Raw genomic sequence first — 16,750 nt, 5'->3', positions numbered from 1 at the left:
TTTACATTTCACTTTTTGCACGTGTTAATAACTGCTCAAGCAAAACCATCGCCTGATCAATTTCTGCACGGCTAATTTCCAATGATGGTGCAAAGGTAATCACGTTTTTATAATAGCCGCCCACATCTAAAACTAAGCCACATTTTTGACCTTGATAATCTAGGCTTCCAGATAAACCAATATCAACCATTTTATCGAGCAAAGCTTTATTCGGGCTAAAACCATCTGCTTCACAAATTTCAGCACGCAATGCCAGCCCTAAACCATCGACATCACCAATTTCGACATGACGTGATTGTAAATCTTTTAAACCTTCTAAGAAGTAAGCGCCGCTTTCCATGACTTTACGCTCATAATCAACCTCAGCCGTCATTTTCAACACTTCAAGACCTACAGCCGTTCCCAAGGGATTAGATGCAAAAGTAGAATGGGTTGAACCCACAGGGAAAATCTCTGGATTGATCATTTCTTCTTTCGCCCATAAGCCCGCCAAAGGATTTAAGCCATTGGTTAATGCCTTACCAAATACCACCACATCAGGCTGAATATCAAAGTGCTCAAATGACCAAAGTTTACCCGTACGATAGAAGCCCATTTGCACTTCATCGACAACCAATAAAATCCCGTATTGATCCAATACTTTTTTCAGACCTTTATAGAAATTCATCGGTGGAATAACATAACCACCAGTACCTTGAATGGTTTCGATATAGAATGCAGCAAATTCACTTTCGCGCGCCTTAGGATCCCAAACCCCGTGGTATTCTGTTTCAAATAAACGCGCAAAATCAGCGACAAGCTTGTCTGAATATTCCTCAGCAGTCATTCCTTTAGGACGACGGAATGGATATGGAAACGGAATAAAATGTGCGCGATCGCCAAAATGACCATAACGACGACGGTAACGATAACTCGATGTGATCGATGATGCCCCCAAAGTACGACCATGATAGCCGCCTTCAAAAGCGAACATGCGACTCTTGCCCTTACAGAAGTTACGCACCAGCTTCAATGAGTCTTCAATAGATTGCGAGCCACCCACATTATAGTGCACACGCCCTTTCATGCCAGTTTTATTCTGAATGTCTTGTGCAATAAACTTACTCAATTCAATTTTTGTTGGATGTAAATACTGACTTGCAATTTGTGGAAGCTTATGAATTTGATCTATAAGGACTTGATCTAATCGCGGGTTTTTATAACCAAAGTTGACCGCAGAATACCACATTTGCAAATCCAAATATGGGATGTCTTGATCATCATATAAATAGCTGCCCTGACAATTTGTGAAAATCTTAGGTGGATTAACATAATGTACAGTATCACCATGTGAGCAATATAACGCTTCGTCTTCTAAAAGCTGTGCTTCATTAATGGTCATAAGATTTTCCTTTACACGTATAAAATTTATCAATTAAGTATTGTTGCTCACGATCCTTATGCTTAGGTATTGCAATTACAGCAAAGCCTAACGCTTAAAAGCGACTCACTCGCAAATCATTTAAAAAGTATAATTTAGTCCAATATTCTGTTCGATGTCATAACGCGATTTCACCATTGGACTGTTATATTGCTTATCAGAAAGATAATTAATATTGAGGTTGGTAAAAATATCCCAGCGTTTATTCAGTCGATAATCAATCACCAAACTTGCATAGGGCTGCACACTACTCCCCAATTGATAAGGTTGAAGTTTGGCATCTGCCGCTTCGCGAGAATTTACCGCAAAATAATATTGGTTATATTTCTTACTCACCCACTGCACACCAAACTCTGGATAAATAAGCCATGGCTGCTGTTCAAATGCAGCCAAATAACTCACACTGAATACCTGCCCCCGATGGCGCCCTAAAGTATCTTGCGCAGCTTGTAATTTAAATCCACCATAAGGCGTAATATGCAGATAACTCATACCCGCCATGACCGACCAATCACGTCGATCTACCCCCTGAAATTCACCATGTGGAGAAAAACTATTGCCATCATAATAAGCATTCAGGCGCAATTCATTATTCTCATCATTGATTAAATAGATTCCAGCTTCGTCACCTTCGGCATAGAACAAATCATTATCAAAGAAAATCATCGGTAGTACGGTATAGGTGACCGTTTTTCCTTTATAGGCTTGATAATCTATTGAAGTATTTAATCCTACCGTCAGTGTATTTTCTTGTTGTTCTGCATGAGCCCAACGACTACTTAGCGTGGCTACCATCAACGACATCATTAAAAAGATGATATGTGCTAAAAAAAATAGACTTGGCTTAGTCATAAAACATTACTCAGAAGAACTTTAAATAGAATAAATATCTATTAACTACAAGTTTGCAAATAATACTAAAATACTTTATTTCAAAGTGAGCAGTTAACAATAAATAACAATATCAACCCTTAACAGCCAAGTCTTGTATTCCATTGTCCAGATAAAAATACAATTAATTTCTGATTAGATACATTTAAAAACATCATTAAAAATAAAACATTAAATTCAATAAAAACAATATCTTATAATTAATTTAAAATAAAAATACCGTAAAACCATCATAATGAATCGCTTTTTTACTTTTATTCAAAAATTTTAAAAATATACTTGATTACTATTATCAATATATATGCAGTGATCTGCTTAATATTTTCACGCTCTCTCAATTACTAAACTACTATATTAATCTATCTTGATTTTTTTAATTGCTTCTATAGAATTCTCGCGTCATAATTTGTGTATTATTCTTTTGAAATATTACGGACTTTTTAAATATTGAAATTTGTGTACAGTGAGATTGTAAATGCCCTTCTATTGCCAAACCTTTAATCCGAATCTCCCTAGTCACATCATCTGTGATTTTGATGGCACAATTAGCCTCAAAGACACTACTGACTATTTATTATCGTGTTATGGCAAAGATGGCTGGATCGAGATTGAACAACAATGGGAGCAAGGCTTAATCGGCTCACAAAGCTGTATGCAACAACAAGTTGCTTTATTAGATATGTCTGTCCAACAATTCCATCACTGTCTAGATCAAATTCATATCGATGCTGGTTTTATTGATTTTGCCCAAAGTGCAGCTGAAGCAGGTATTCGCCTAAGTATCGTCAGTGATGGTTTAGATTTGGCGATTCATTATATTTTAAAGAAGCATCAACTGTCTCATATTCCAGTGACAGCAAATCAATTAAGTCAGCGTACTGAACGTACATGGCAACTTGATTTCCCTAATCAAAATAGTCATTGCCTTGCACAAAGCGGCACCTGTAAATGTAAATTTACCCACAATAATAATAGCCACAACATACTTTTAATAGGTGATGGTCGTTCAGATTTTTGCATTGCCGAACAAGCAGATTATGTCTTTGCTAAAAAAAGCTTGATTCAGCATTGCCAAGATAAAAATATTCAACATTTAGCTTTTGAGCATTTTTCTGATTTAATGCCCGCACTTTCGCAACTGATACAACATCAATCTGCATCTGTAATTCCTTCAAGACTGGTCATCGCATGAATAATGAGCACGCCTTTTTCCTACCAGGTTGCCGCACAGGTATTTTACTCATCCATGGTTTAACCGGCACGCCCAATGAAATGCGCGGTGTAGCACGTAATTTCCATCAAGCTGGATATAGTGTATATGGTGTGCAACTTGCAGGGCATTGTGGCACGGTACAAGATTTAGTCAAAACCCAATGGCAAGATTGGTATGCCAGCGTACAACATGGTGTTGCACAGTTAAAACAACACGTTGATGAGGTTTTTATTGTAGGATTGTCGATGGGTGCCCTATTGGCTTTGGCCTATGCCAGCCAACATAAGGTTGCCGGTGTTATTTGCTATAGCCCTACTTTTCAATATGATGGCTGGAGCATTCCCACATGGTCAAAATATCTTGGACCACTTTTACTGCCACCGATCCATTATTTAAAGCTTTTCTCCAACCGAACATTTGATGAAGCAGAACCTTATGGCATAAAAAATGAAAACTTACGTGCGCGTATTGTACATGCGATGCATCATGAAGATAGTGCTGAGGCCGGACTACCGGGGAATCCTTGGCGTTCAGTTTATCAATTGCAACGTTTAGCCAAATACGTCAAAAATAATTTATATAAAATTACTGCACCCACTTTATGCCTACATGCCTATCATGATGACATCGCTGCACGTAAAAATAGTCAAATCATCTTCAATCATGTACAAGGACCGAAGAAACTGGTTTGGCTCTACAATAGCTACCATATGGTAACGATTGATAATGACCGTAAACAAGTCATTCAAGAAAGCTTAGACTTTATTCAACGTTATGCCCATTCCATACCATCACCACAGCAACATGATGTTCTAGCAGAGAATCCTACCGAATGAGCCCAGTTGTCATAGCAGTCTGGTTTTTGACCATCGCTGTTGATACTTTTGGTCAGCTGGCTTTTAAAGCAGCGGCCGCCGAAAACCAAGATCATCCCGGTCTAACTTACTGGCGTAAACTCTTTTCCAGACCTTGGTTATGGGCGGGAATCGTTTGTTATATTTTTGAGTTTGTAATTTGGTTAGCTTTTTTATCATTAGTGCCCCTATCTGATGGCGTAATGTTAGGCAGTATTAATATCGTGGTGATCCTACTGGCTGGACGTTTATTCTTTAAAGAAAAATTAACGCGTAATCGTTTGCTTGGTGTTATTTTTATTTCTATCGGTGTGGCAATTGTTGGCATAGGAAGCGCATGAGATACTTTTATATTATTGGCTTTTTGATTTTAATGTCATTCGACACACTGACACAAATTAGCTTTAAAATGGCTTCCATACATGCCATGCCGATTACCTTTGACCTCGATTGGTTACTACGCGTATTTAGCCACCCTTGGATTTATGGGGCTTTTTTTGGATATATTGGTGCTTTTTTTACATGGATGACTTTACTTAAACATGCTCCAATTGGTCCAGCCTTTGCAGCTTCACATTTAGAATTAGTCAGTATTAGTATTTTATCGATTTGGCTGTTTAATGAACCCATGACCTTGGCAAAAATGCTCGGTGCTGCGTTTATTATATTGGGTGTTATTATGCTAGCGCGCGATGAGGATGCTACGACACCAACAGAATCAGATGAAAGAACACAAAGCACATCACCATCCAGCTAATGCGTCAATTATTGAAAAGCCTGTCTGGTACTTTGCCCATAACGAATGCTTTTGGGCGAAGCAATAAAAGCACCGACATTGGCATCGAGTCCTTGTAATAAATAGCGTCCATTTTCTTGACCATATTGCGCAAAAGCCAGTTGTGCCATACGCCCAATTGCGCTATTGGGATCTCTTAACCAATTGATCAACAAGATTTTCTGTGTATCTGGAAAATCTGTTAATAGATCCTGATCCTTTAAACCATTACCAACCATCAAGATTGGGCTATAGCCATAACGTGCGATTAATATTTTCTGTATAAACTGGCTTTTTGCTTTACCATAAGGAAGATTGGCATGATGCAAAGACTGCAACATAATACGCTGTTGTTGGTCTCTACGTGGTTCTATCCCAATCAAATTAGACTCGGGTATATTGAAACCAAACTCTGGATTGCTCAATAACGCTTTTAAAATATCAATTGGCACACTATCGCAGATATAAACATCAAAACCATGGGCTTGCAAACTCTGAATCAAATCACGCATCTCTGCAAACACCCTTAAACCATTGTGCCAGCGGATAGTCACACGCCCAGTCTGACCACTTAACGATGCTGGTGATGTCCACGTCAACTGTTCAATTGCTGCAGATTTTTGCCATTGCATTGCCTGCTTGAGTATTTCATCGATATCATCCTGATGAAAACCATAGAGTAAATTGATGCGCCATAATAAAGCGATTTGTTCTCCATCACGGTCTGCGATTGCAGCATATAGAAAGCGCATTTTGCTGATAAAATTTTCGTAATGTGGATTTAGTTTAATTTGCGCTAAACTTTGCTGACCTTGAAAGCCTTGGTATTGTTGATAAATCCATTGATAACTTTCTACAATATCATGTACCAAGACCTCAATATTGGTTGCTTGACCATTTTGATTATTAAACTGTTGTGAAAAATTACTGATCGCAATATCTTGACGCAATGCTTGTGCAAGCTGTTCGGGTCTATGATTAAACCTTAATTGTTCTAATTGATAGGCAAAAATAATATCAGCAATATCCAATGAAAGAAGGCTCTGATTGACATCCATCACCACATAGGGTCGCTGTTCAGCACTATAATGCGCTTGATCCTTGCCATATGTGGCAATTAAACGATTTAACTCGCTGTAATTAAAAGCGTCCCACTGCCCCCGTTTCAGTATATGAATGACCTGACTCAAATTTGCGGGCTTAGGTTTTTTAATTTTATTGATGATCTTTTCAGTGCTGCCACATGATGTGCTCAACAATATGCTCACAGTACAAAAGATGCCAAAGCAATATTTACCATACAACGAATATTTCATTTTTATAATTAACCTAATTTTATTATGCAATACGGATAAGCCGCTACCCTGAGATATCTGTTTAGATTGGTCGCTTGGTGACCATTGATGCAGCCCCTAGCCACCACAATCTCATGAGAAAAATGAAGAAAGTATCAACGCAACCTCATTAATATAGCTTGCGTCCTTGTGGCATTCTGTTAGCTTTTACAGAAGAGATGTAGAGCTTGCCATAAATGCCCAAGCTTGTTTTGTATTCAAGTAAATAAATATTACTGATGTAAATTATTGATTTAACTCAATCAACACACAGGCGGCTCAGTCATGCAGCCATAGACGCGTTAATCCACTTTTAAATACCAACTTTCCTTAACCTCCTCCATCACCACATAACTGTGTGAAGATGCCGAGGCAGGCAGTTTCTTTAAAATATCCCCCAATAAACGCCGATACGCTGCCATTTCTTTGAGTCTGGCTTTGAGTAAATAATCAAACTCACCAGAAATTAAATGGCATTCCAATACTTCGGGTATTTCACTTAAGCTTTTAGCAACCTGATCAAACACCTCTCCTGACTTGGCTGATAGTTTTATTTCTAAAAAAACCAATAAATTACGATCAACAAAATTGGGGTTTAAACGTGCATGATAGCCCGTGATCACCCCTTCGCGCTCAAGCCGTTTCACCCGTTCAGAACAAGGTGTCGTTGACAAATTGACCCGTGCAGCCAACTCACTCATTGCAATACGTCCATGATTTTGCAAGATGTCTAAAATCATGCAATCAATCCGATCAAGCTTCCGCATGAAGATTTCCTTTTTTTTAACACTTAACCTGAAAAAAACACGAGATACCCTATTATTTTTCAGTTTTTTAGTTAATAACACTATAGATAGCACAATATACTAGTGAAAAATAGCGATGACGCAAGGGATTATTTCTAATGCACGTGATGATATTAGGTAGTGGTGTGATTGGCGTAACCAGCGCCTATTATTTGGCACTTCAAGGTGCAAAAGTGACTGTACTTGATCGCCAACCTGGTCCAGCCATGGAAACCAGTTTTGGTAATGCTGGACAAATTTCGCCTGGATATTCTACACCTTGGGCTGCCCCTGGTATTCCATTCAAAGCCATTAAATGGATGTTCCAAAAACATGCACCTTTAGCCATTAATATGGATGGCAGTTTGTGGCAATTGCAATGGATGGCGCAGATGCTTAAAAACTGTGATGCACAGCATTATGCCATTAATAAAGAGCGTATGACACGTGTTGCCGAATACAGCCGTGATTGTCTACGAGAATTACGAGAAAAAACAAATATTCAATATGAATCACGCTCTAAAGGAACCTTACAAGTCTTCCGTAACCAAGCACAACTTGATGCTGTGCAACGTGATATTGAAGTGTTACGTGAATGTGGCGTCGACCATACGCTATTAGACGCAAAGCAACTCAGCCAAGTTGAACCAGCACTTGCCAATGCACAAGATTTATTGGTTGGGGGGTTACATCTACCCAATGATGAAACAGGTGACTGTTTCTTATTTACCAATGCATTAGCAAAAATGGCTGCCGATCTAGGTGTTGAATTTAAATATAATCAAAATGTAGAACAATTCATCATTGAAGCTGGCAAAATTACTGGTGTTCGAGTCAATCATGAAGTGTTAACAGCAGACCGCTATATTGTTGCTTTTGGTAGTTACTCACGTGACTTCTTAAAACCGTTAAATCTAAATCTGCCTGTTTATCCAGTCAAAGGTTATTCGTTAACCATTCCGATCGTAGATGAAAACTTTGCACCACAATCAACGGTATTAGATGAAACCTATAAAATTGCGATTACCCGTTTTGATGACCGTATCCGTGTGGGCGGAATGGCAGAATTAATGGGCTTTAATCTTAATCTTAAAGAACAACGTCGAGCAACTTTGGAAAAAGTCACCACAGAATTGTTCCCTGGTGGTGATCTAGCTCAAGCCAGTTTCTGGACCGGCTTACGTCCAATGACACCTGATAGTACACCGATTATTGGCGCAACCTCCTTCCCAAATTTATTCCTCAATACCGGACATGGTACTTTAGGTTGGACCATGTCTTGTGGTTCTGGTAAGTTAATTAGTGATCTTGTATTACAACAAAAGCCTGATATCGATACCGAAGGTTTAGCTGTAGACCGTTATCGCCAAAGCGCTTAGCAATATCAATATATTGCTGGATAACAGCACAGTTTCTCCCTCTAACGCAGCTTGCCCAATCAAGCTGCGTTTTAGTCTGTGCTTTATATCATAGCAATGTCCTGAGTTTGCTGTATTAACCAAGCGAGGGCAGCTCCATCAAGATGTGGTGCCAATTGCTGACGTACTTTGCGGTGATAATCATTTAACCATTGAATATCATCCTGACTTAACAGCTCAACCACTATAGGTGCTTGATGAATCGGACATAAAGTCAAGGTTTCAAAGCATAAAAATGTTCCATATTGCTGTTCAGCAAAGGCTTTAATCTGATTGACAACTAAATTTTCAATTCGAATGCCGTATTGACCACTGTGATATAAACCCGGTTCATTCGACACAATCATACCCGGACGTAAACCCGAATAAGCTGTGATTGGCGCAGAATAAGACAGCACCTGCGGTCCTTCATGCACATTTAATGCATATCCAACGCCATGCCCAGTACCATGACGATAATCTAAGCCATGCTGCCATAATGCCTGCCTGCAGATTGCATCCAATAATGGTGCGGCCAAAGCTTCAGGAAATACAGCACGCGCCAAAGCAATATGTGCTTTGAGTACCAAGGTATAATCACGGCACTGCTCTGATGTTGGTATACCAACAGGCACAACACGGGTAATATCGGTCGTTCCATCTAAATACTGCGCACCTGAGTCAATTAATAACAAACCATTGCCTTGTATATGCGCATGATGTTGTTGAGTGGCGCGATAATGTGGCAACGCGCCATTGGCATTAAAACCTGCTATGGTGGCAAAACTCAGCCCAATAAATCCATCTTGTTTGGCGCGATATGCAGTTATTTCACGATCGATATCAAGCTCTGTTAGCGCTTGTTGCTGCGCTAAGACCTGGTCTAGCCAACTAAAAAACTGACATAGTGCAATACCATCTTTTAACATGGCGTGACGAATATGTGCGATCTCCGTTGCGGCTTTTTGCGCTTTCAATAATGTACTAGGATTTAAGTCAAATTTAATCTGACAGCGATTGGCTAATGCACGATAATGCAGCAGAGACACTTTGGCTGGATCGAGTAATATTGTGCTGTGTTCAAGCGTCGCCAAATACGCAGCACTGTGTTGATAATCGACAATCTCAATATGATCTAAGCTTAATGCGCTTTCAACCGCATCACTTAGCTTGGCACGATCGATAAATAACACTACTATTGATGTTGTAATCAATAAATGAGCCAAAAAAATTGGATTATATTCAACATCCTGCCCCCGACAATTTAATATCCAAGCAATATCATCAACAGCCGAAATAAAATGTGCTTCGACTTTATGTTCAACCAATGCTGCGCGAATTTGTGCAATTTTTTCTGAACGGCTACAGGCATCAAGCCCCGGTGCAGTTAAACGTACCGGTTTTACCGGTAATGCTGGGCGATCCTCCCAAATCTCTGCAATTAAATCGAGCTCATGGCAAATTTCAGCAGACTTTTCTTGAGCGACTTGTTCTAAGGCTTGATAATGCTGAATCGAAATACTTTGCCCATCTACCGCTATCCGTGCACCAGATTCTAAATGCTGTGCCAACCAAGCGGTATGCGTCGTTTTTGCATCATGACTCAATTTTTGTAATTGAAAACCACTACCTTGTAATTGTTTTTCCGCTTGTAGCCAATAACGACCATCTACCCATAAACCCGCAAAATCCTGACAAACCACCAAGGTTCCAACAGAACCATCAAAGCCACTCAGCCATTGCCGCGATTTCCAATATTCTGGTAAATACTCAGACATGTGTGGATCTGCACTCATAATAATATAAGCATCGATATGATGTTGCCGCATTAGATCGCGGAGTTGTTGCAGCTTTTCGGCTGTATTCATGTTCTATACCTTCTGTGTTGAGGTCTCATCCAATCATTTATCAGTCATTTATCAATTGCTGCACAATAACCAATAAGCAATATCCTGTCTTTGCCGAACCGAAAATGTTAGTCGCAATGACACATTGCGATGATGAGATCACTGCGTTTCATTCTAAGCCTGTTATTGTTTTTTTGCAGGTGAGTCAATAAGATTTTATTGCAGGATTTCCCACAATAAAATCTTGGTCCTAAAATACTACTTCTCTAAAATACTGCGTCTAAAGTTACCACCCTATCTTTTTAAAGTTGAGTGCAATAATTTAGGAGGATGATTCTTGATATGCTTGCAAACGACCACTCAATAACCATAAGCATAAAGCAACAATTAAAAGCACGATCGCACAATAGATAAACATCATCGGTAGATCACGAATATGCGCACTCGCCATTTGCCCACCAATCAAACTTGCAAGTAGATTCCCCAAAGCCGTAGCGGCAAACCATAATCCCATAATTTGCCCGCGAATTTGATCGGGTGCTAATTTTGTCATACTCGACAAACCTACTGGGCTTAAACACAATTCACCAAATGTTAAAAATAAATAGGTCATCACCAACCACCAAGGGGAAACTTTAACGGCATAGCCCTGCGCAATGATATAACTTGCAATGGCAATAAATAATAGACCACCAATGGTAAAATATAATGCCATAATAAATTTATTAATATAATTTGGTTCTTTATTATTTTTTCCTAAGTACATCCACAACCATGCAATAACTGGCGCAAAAATCACAATAAAAATAGGATTAATCGATTGAAACCAAACTGTTGGTATAATAAAACCCCATAATTCGCGATTGGTATAATCCTCGGCAAATAAATTAAATGAGGTTGCCGCTTGCTCAAATGCAGCCCAAAAAAGTGCAGCAACAATCAGTAAAACCAAACAGTTAAATATTTTAAGTTTTTCTACTTTATTAAATTTCGCAAAAATCAATAAATAGACAAAGTATAATAAAATACATGCAGCAGTTAACACTGTAAAATAACTAACCACGATAACAGGATTGAAAGCTAGCCATTGTTGGCGTATTGCAATAAAGAAAACTGCTACAGTCACAATAAAAATAAATGCCAATTTAGCAGCCCATGGGTGATATTTTACTGGTTGATTCCAATTCGATTGCAATCCCCTTTTTTGATCAAAATCTTTTAATTGCCGCATAGCAAACAAACGGAAAATAACAAGGGCAATCAGCATGCCAACACCACCAGTAGCAAACCCCAAATGCCAGCCATATTGTTGTGCAAAAAAACCTGTAAATAGCGGTGCTAAAAATGCTCCAATATTAATCCCCATATAAAATATAGAAAATCCTGCATCACGTCGTGTATCTTGCGCTTGATAAAGTAAACCAACCATTACAGAAATACAGGTTTTAAATAAACCACTTCCTATAACAATCAATACCAAGCCTAAGTAGAAACAACCAAGTCCCATCCATGGCACGACACCTATAGACAAATGCCCAGCAGCAATAATGATTGAACCATACCAAACCGCCTTTGCTTGACCCAACCAGTAATCTGCTAACCAGCCTCCAAATATGGTAGCCAAATACATAGACCCAGCAAATAAACCAACGATTGCAGCAGCGCTTTCACGGTCAATCCCTAAGCCACCTTGCAATACCATTGCCGTCATATACAAAATAAGCAATGGTCTTACACCATAAAATGAAAAACGCTCCCATAATTCAGTAAAAAATAAACTTTGTAAGGGACGCGGATGACCAAAAAAATAATGATCATCTTTTAGGCTTTCTTTTTCCATGTTATAAATCCTTTTATATTATTTTCAATATTTTATTTTTAATAATTCAACACGATGATTATAACGTATTATTTTATTCAAATAGATGCCTCAGCAACGCCTATAACCAGCAACATCTTTATTATAAATATTTTTTCAAGAAATCAAATACTATACTTTTGCATTAAAATACACAGTATAAATATATTATGAGAAAGCAACGGTGAAAAATTAAAATTTATTAGATCAATTCAATTATTTTATGCAATAAAAAACGCCCCTTTTGGAGCGTTTTAACTATTATCTTATAAAATATTAAAACTTATAAGTCATACCCACAAAAGCAGACTGTCCTTCAACATAATAACTTTGTGTACTACGAGCCATTTGTTTGTTAAACAAGTTATTAATACCTGCGCGTACTGTTACGTCATTACTCACAACATAATTGGTCGATAAACCAAAAATAGTATGTGCTTTTTGTAATGTCTTATCATCAGTGATATTCGTTGTATATTGTTTACCAACATAATCCGCAACTAGATTTACAGTCCATGGATCAGTTACACGGAAATCCAATGATGATGATACTGTAAGTTCAGGGGTATTAATTAAAGCTTCACCAGTATCTAAGTTTTTAGACTTAATAAAATACGTCGCACTATTGGTCCATTTTAGGCGATCACCAAAAGGAATCGCCGCACTAAATTCTAGACCTTCTGTACGTGCTTTTTGAATATTTTTCATTTGAGTCCACCAAGTGTTGTGATAAACACCCCATGGCTCATAATCAATTTTATTGGTAAAATCTGTATAGAAATAGGTCAAGTTTATATCAGAGCCAAAACCAGTATAGTTTACCCCAATCTCGTAGTTGGTACTTTTTTCCGGTTTTAGATCTGGGTTCCCGGCCATATAACAGCCACCAGTCTCATATTTTTTCCATTTTCCATCAGCTTGGTCATACCATTCTGAACCCACTAAGGAATTACAGCCATTACCTCGAGATCCTGTTGCAGCGCCAGCCGTACCTTCTTTAATGGTAGGTGCACGGAACCCTTTTGAGATACCCCCTTTAATAGCCCAATCATCAGTTGGTAAGACCACTAAATATGCTCGTGGGCTATTATGATCACCAAATTTTTCATCATGATCATAACGGTTACCCAGAGTTAATTTGACTTTTTCATGTAACTCTAAAGTATCTTCAATAAATAAGGCCCATGAATCACCAGTTAGCTTAGATTTACCCGCATAGGTACTGCCATCATAACTTGGCACCACATTGCCATCTTTATCTTTGATTACCGTACCTAAAGTACTGCTATTATTGAGCTCTTCACGTTTCCATTGCCCACCGATAACCAACTGATTGGGTACACCGAGCTTAAATGGAATATTGATTTGACCTTCCGCGATGGACTCATTTGATTTAGCAATTGAATCGCCAACAGATTGATCATAGTCATTATAATAACCCGTTAGCTTTGAGCTAATATCATTCGCCCAACGACCATCCCAAGAAATACTATAACCTTGTCTTTCTAATTTTTCTGGTCCCCATGAAGTAGTTGCGTCTGTACTACTTTCCACACCAGTTGCTGCATTTACGTTGGTAATGCCTTTAGACTGTAGGTTTTTTTCTACGCCGTAATTTGCTTCTAATGCAATATCATGATTAGGTGTTGGTTGGAAATTTAATTGCATACCGAAGTTATTTTTAATATATCCCGGCGTACCATTCACTTGATTTAAATCTGCACTACCACCACGTCCAGCAGAATAACTGGTGAAATTATTATCTGATTCACGACGTGTTTGGCTGGCATTGAGTCGTAGACCAACATGATCTGCCAAAGGACCACTTACCGCTACGCCTGCTTGGAAGGTACGTCCAAGATTCCCTGATGTAGTGGGTTGAGTATAGTTATAAGTCGCACTCCCACCCCACTCAGTATTAATCTTTTTGGTAATAATGTTAATCACACCACCCATGGCATCAGAACCATAAAGTGATGACATTGGACCGCGTACCACCTCAATACGTTCAATCATATCTGGTGTAATCCAGTCTAGATCTTGACGTCCTAGATCTGGACGATAGTTGGTATCACGCGATGAACCTATACGCTTACCATCAATTAAAACTAAAGTATAGTTATCTGGTAAACCACGTAGTTTAATCTTAGAACCATCACCATTCGTACTTAAACCACCTGTTACCCCAGGAATGCGTTTAAGCACATCTGCTAAACTAGCAACTGGACGTTTCTCAATCTCTTCTGCAGTAATCACGGAAATAGATGCTGGTGCCTCTCGCACATCCACAGCTTGCCCACTGGCCGAAATTACGATTGTTTCTAATTGCTTAATGTCTTCTTTATCTTGATCAACAGTTGTCTGTGCAGCCTGTACTACATTAATCATCAATCCCATTACTGCGACCGATAATAACGAACGCTTATAACTTATGGACATAATTGGTTCCTAGATATGCTAACGTACATGATTATGTAAAAAATTTTACGTATTTTAACAAAAGGAAATGAGATATCAACTATTATTGATAATTATTATCATTAATTTTCCATTTAAAATCAAAAACAAATTAGTTTAATGCCTATAATTTAATTACTTATTTTAGCGATTCAATCACACTATAGAGTCGATAAATTAACGGTTTAACTGCTATTTTCACAATTTCATTTGTGCAAAATTGTAAGACAGCGAAAAATGATCAAGTGCTTAAAAAACACTCACAATACATAAAAATAATAAAGCCCCAATACATCGGTATTGAGGCTTTATCAAAAATGAAGAAATTGCCGCAAAGCGTAAATCTCTCTTTAAATAACATCTTATTTAAATAACTTCTTATTTAAAGTATGCACCTTCAGATTGGCTATGATCGGTTTGATCGACCACTCGCGCAAGCTCAGGAATAAACTCTTGCAATGTTGACTCAACACCTTGTTTAAGCGTCACATCAATGGCTGAACACCCTTGGCATCCGCCCCCAAAACGTAATACCGCAGTTAAACCATGTTTTTCATCATTGATCACTTCAACCAAAGCACAGTTACCGCCATGTCCAGCTAAACCTGGATTGATCTCCGCCTGTAGAACGTAGTTGATGCGTTCTTCAATACTTGCATCAGGTCCTACACGTGGCACTTTAGAGTTTGGTGCTCGAAACGTTAGCTGACCACCAAAACGGTCTTTATTGTAATCAATCACTGCATCTTTTAAATACGGAATGGATGGAGTATCAATATAAGCAGGAAAATCTGGATATTCCTGCTTATAGTCCGTTGCAACGACTTCATCTGGCGTACTATAGGCCATACAACATTCAGCGCGCGGTGTTCCAGCACTCTCAACAAAGATACGCACACCGATCCCAGGCGCATCTTGCTTAAGCAATAAGTCTTTTAAGTACTCTTGTGCACTTGGGGTAATCAGTAAATTTGGAATTTCTTCTGCTACTGCAGGATTGCTGCTCTCAGTCGACATACATATTTCCTCACACTGGAGTTGCCATTTTACCTGAAGATGAGGCAAATTAACAAAAAATCAAGCCATACTCGCATTAGACTGAAAAATATTACTGTTATTCAGCGCAGCATGGCATTATGTTGCTTATTCATTCGACGGATATCGTAGGTTCTATGCTGCATTTACCATTCGATCATACAATTACGATCATTATTATCACTTTAATTGTCTCTATTGCTGCATTTATGTCTCCACAGCTTAAGGCACGTTTGAGGTTCTGGCCACCCGCAATGCAACGTGGTCAATATGATCGTTTTATTACCCACGGTTTCGTCCATGCAGATGCAACGCATCTGTTGTTTAATATGATTACGCTCTATTTCTTTGGCAGTATTATTGAGATATTTTACCGTCAATTTTTTTATAATATGGGCTTTGTACTGTTTTATTTAGGCGCGCTCATTTTTGCAATATTACCCAGTTATATACAGCATAAAAATGACAGTCATTGGGCGAGTTTAGGTGCATCTGGCGCTGTATCGGCAGTCTTGTTTTCCTATATTTTATTTAAACCTTGGCATATGATTTTTGTGTTTTTTATCCCTGTTCCGGCCATTATTTTTGCAGTGTTATATATTGCTTATAGCGTATGGGCGGGTCGTCGTGGCAACGATAATATCAATCATAGCGCGCATCTATGGGGCGCAGCCTATGGCGTAATTGTGACCTTATTACTAGAACCCAATTTACTACCGCATTTTATCAAGCAGCTCACTGGCGGTTGAGCCTAACGCACATCAGACTAAAATTGACTCCTCCAAACCACCCAGCATTTTGGTAGTTAATGCCAAGTAAAAAATAACGATAGCATTGATACTAAGCGGGGTTTGAGTAAATTTTAAAATGATGAGCACATTGTT

At 38.6% G+C, this 16,750-nt stretch carries 14 protein-coding genes; 6 read left to right on the top strand and 8 right to left on the bottom strand.

Translation table 11 applies throughout. The features are described 5' to 3' along the window. Position 1 precedes the first annotated feature (1 nt). Positions 2-1,381, bottom strand: coding sequence for an aspartate aminotransferase family protein (locus tag BFG52_RS03675; RefSeq protein WP_067552786.1), 1,380 nt, complete (start codon positions 1,379-1,381; stop codon positions 2-4). A 120-nt stretch (positions 1,382-1,501) separates the two neighbouring features. Next, the gene (locus tag BFG52_RS03670) at positions 1,502-2,272 is read right to left on the bottom strand and encodes a MipA/OmpV family protein (protein WP_067552783.1); all 771 of its coding nucleotides are present in this window, start codon (positions 2,270-2,272) and stop codon (positions 1,502-1,504) included. Positions 2,273-2,786: 514 nt separating this feature from the next. Between BFG52_RS03670 and BFG52_RS03665 the strand changes: the two genes are divergently transcribed. From BFG52_RS03665 to BFG52_RS03650, 4 genes are read left to right on the top strand one after another with little or no spacing between them, the layout of a single operon-like run. Then, a complete protein-coding gene (locus tag BFG52_RS03665; protein ID WP_067552780.1) occupies positions 2,787-3,503 on the top strand; it encodes an MtnX-like HAD-IB family phosphatase in 717 nt (238 codons plus the stop codon). Then, entirely contained in the window at positions 3,500-4,360 is an 861-nt protein-coding gene (locus tag BFG52_RS03660; protein ID WP_067552777.1) for an alpha/beta hydrolase, read from the top strand. Before BFG52_RS03665 ends, BFG52_RS03660 begins: the two co-directional genes overlap by 4 nt. Further along, positions 4,357-4,719: an EamA family transporter gene (locus tag BFG52_RS03655; protein WP_067552774.1), complete on the top strand. Its 363-nt coding sequence runs from the start codon at positions 4,357-4,359 to the stop codon at positions 4,717-4,719. Before BFG52_RS03660 ends, BFG52_RS03655 begins: the two co-directional genes overlap by 4 nt. Beyond that, positions 4,716-5,135: a DMT family transporter gene (locus tag BFG52_RS03650; RefSeq protein WP_067552771.1), complete on the top strand. Its 420-nt coding sequence runs from the start codon at positions 4,716-4,718 to the stop codon at positions 5,133-5,135. The genes BFG52_RS03655 and BFG52_RS03650 overlap by 4 nt, the downstream gene beginning before the upstream one ends. Before the next feature lie 8 nt (positions 5,136-5,143). On the opposite strand, the gene BFG52_RS03645 is transcribed toward BFG52_RS03650, so the two are convergent. Together BFG52_RS03645 and BFG52_RS03640 are read right to left on the bottom strand one after the other, a co-directional pair. Then, positions 5,144-6,409, bottom strand: a complete 1,266-nt coding sequence (locus tag BFG52_RS03645) for a haloacid dehalogenase-like hydrolase (RefSeq protein ID WP_157758065.1) — start codon at positions 6,407-6,409, stop codon at positions 5,144-5,146. Positions 6,410-6,789: 380 nt separating this feature from the next. Beyond that, positions 6,790-7,254, bottom strand: a complete 465-nt coding sequence (locus tag BFG52_RS03640) for an Lrp/AsnC ligand binding domain-containing protein (RefSeq protein ID WP_067552768.1) — start codon at positions 7,252-7,254, stop codon at positions 6,790-6,792. A 137-nt stretch (positions 7,255-7,391) separates the two neighbouring features. Here BFG52_RS03640 and BFG52_RS03635 point away from each other — a divergent pair, with 137 nt between their 5' ends. Then, complete coding sequence (locus BFG52_RS03635) at positions 7,392-8,651, top strand: D-amino acid dehydrogenase (RefSeq protein WP_067552765.1); 1,260 nt, start codon at positions 7,392-7,394, stop codon at positions 8,649-8,651. Between the two features lie 83 nt (positions 8,652-8,734). Here BFG52_RS03635 and BFG52_RS03630 read toward each other — a convergent pair whose 3' ends face one another. The 4 genes from BFG52_RS03630 to nfuA all read right to left on the bottom strand — a co-directional run bounded on the left by BFG52_RS03630 (position 8,735) and on the right by nfuA (position 15,848). Next, positions 8,735-10,537 carry an aminopeptidase P family protein gene (locus BFG52_RS03630; RefSeq protein WP_067552762.1) on the bottom strand — a complete coding sequence of 601 codons (1,803 nt, stop codon included), beginning with the start codon at positions 10,535-10,537 and terminating at the stop codon, positions 8,735-8,737. 301 nt (positions 10,538-10,838) lie between these two features. After that, positions 10,839-12,356, bottom strand: coding sequence for a peptide MFS transporter (locus tag BFG52_RS03625; RefSeq protein ID WP_067552759.1), 1,518 nt, complete (start codon positions 12,354-12,356; stop codon positions 10,839-10,841). A gap of 294 nt (positions 12,357-12,650) precedes the next feature. Then, entirely contained in the window at positions 12,651-14,813 is a 2,163-nt protein-coding gene (locus tag BFG52_RS03620; protein ID WP_067552755.1) for a TonB-dependent receptor domain-containing protein, read from the bottom strand. 396 nt (positions 14,814-15,209) lie between these two features. Beyond that, entirely contained in the window at positions 15,210-15,848 is a 639-nt protein-coding gene (gene nfuA / locus BFG52_RS03615) for a Fe-S biogenesis protein NfuA (RefSeq protein WP_067552752.1), read from the bottom strand. Between the two features lie 155 nt (positions 15,849-16,003). On the opposite strand from nfuA, the gene BFG52_RS03610 reads away from it, so the two are divergent. Beyond that, positions 16,004-16,615 carry a rhomboid family intramembrane serine protease gene (locus BFG52_RS03610; RefSeq protein ID WP_067559096.1) on the top strand — a complete coding sequence of 204 codons (612 nt, stop codon included), beginning with the start codon at positions 16,004-16,006 and terminating at the stop codon, positions 16,613-16,615. Positions 16,616-16,750: the final 135 nt, after the last annotated feature.

It is taken from the genome of Acinetobacter larvae, from assembly GCF_001704115.1.
GTDB lineage: Bacteria > Pseudomonadota > Gammaproteobacteria > Pseudomonadales > Moraxellaceae > Acinetobacter > Acinetobacter larvae.
Note: the sequence above shows the minus strand (reverse complement) of the source record. Positions and strands in the feature narration are given on the sequence as shown.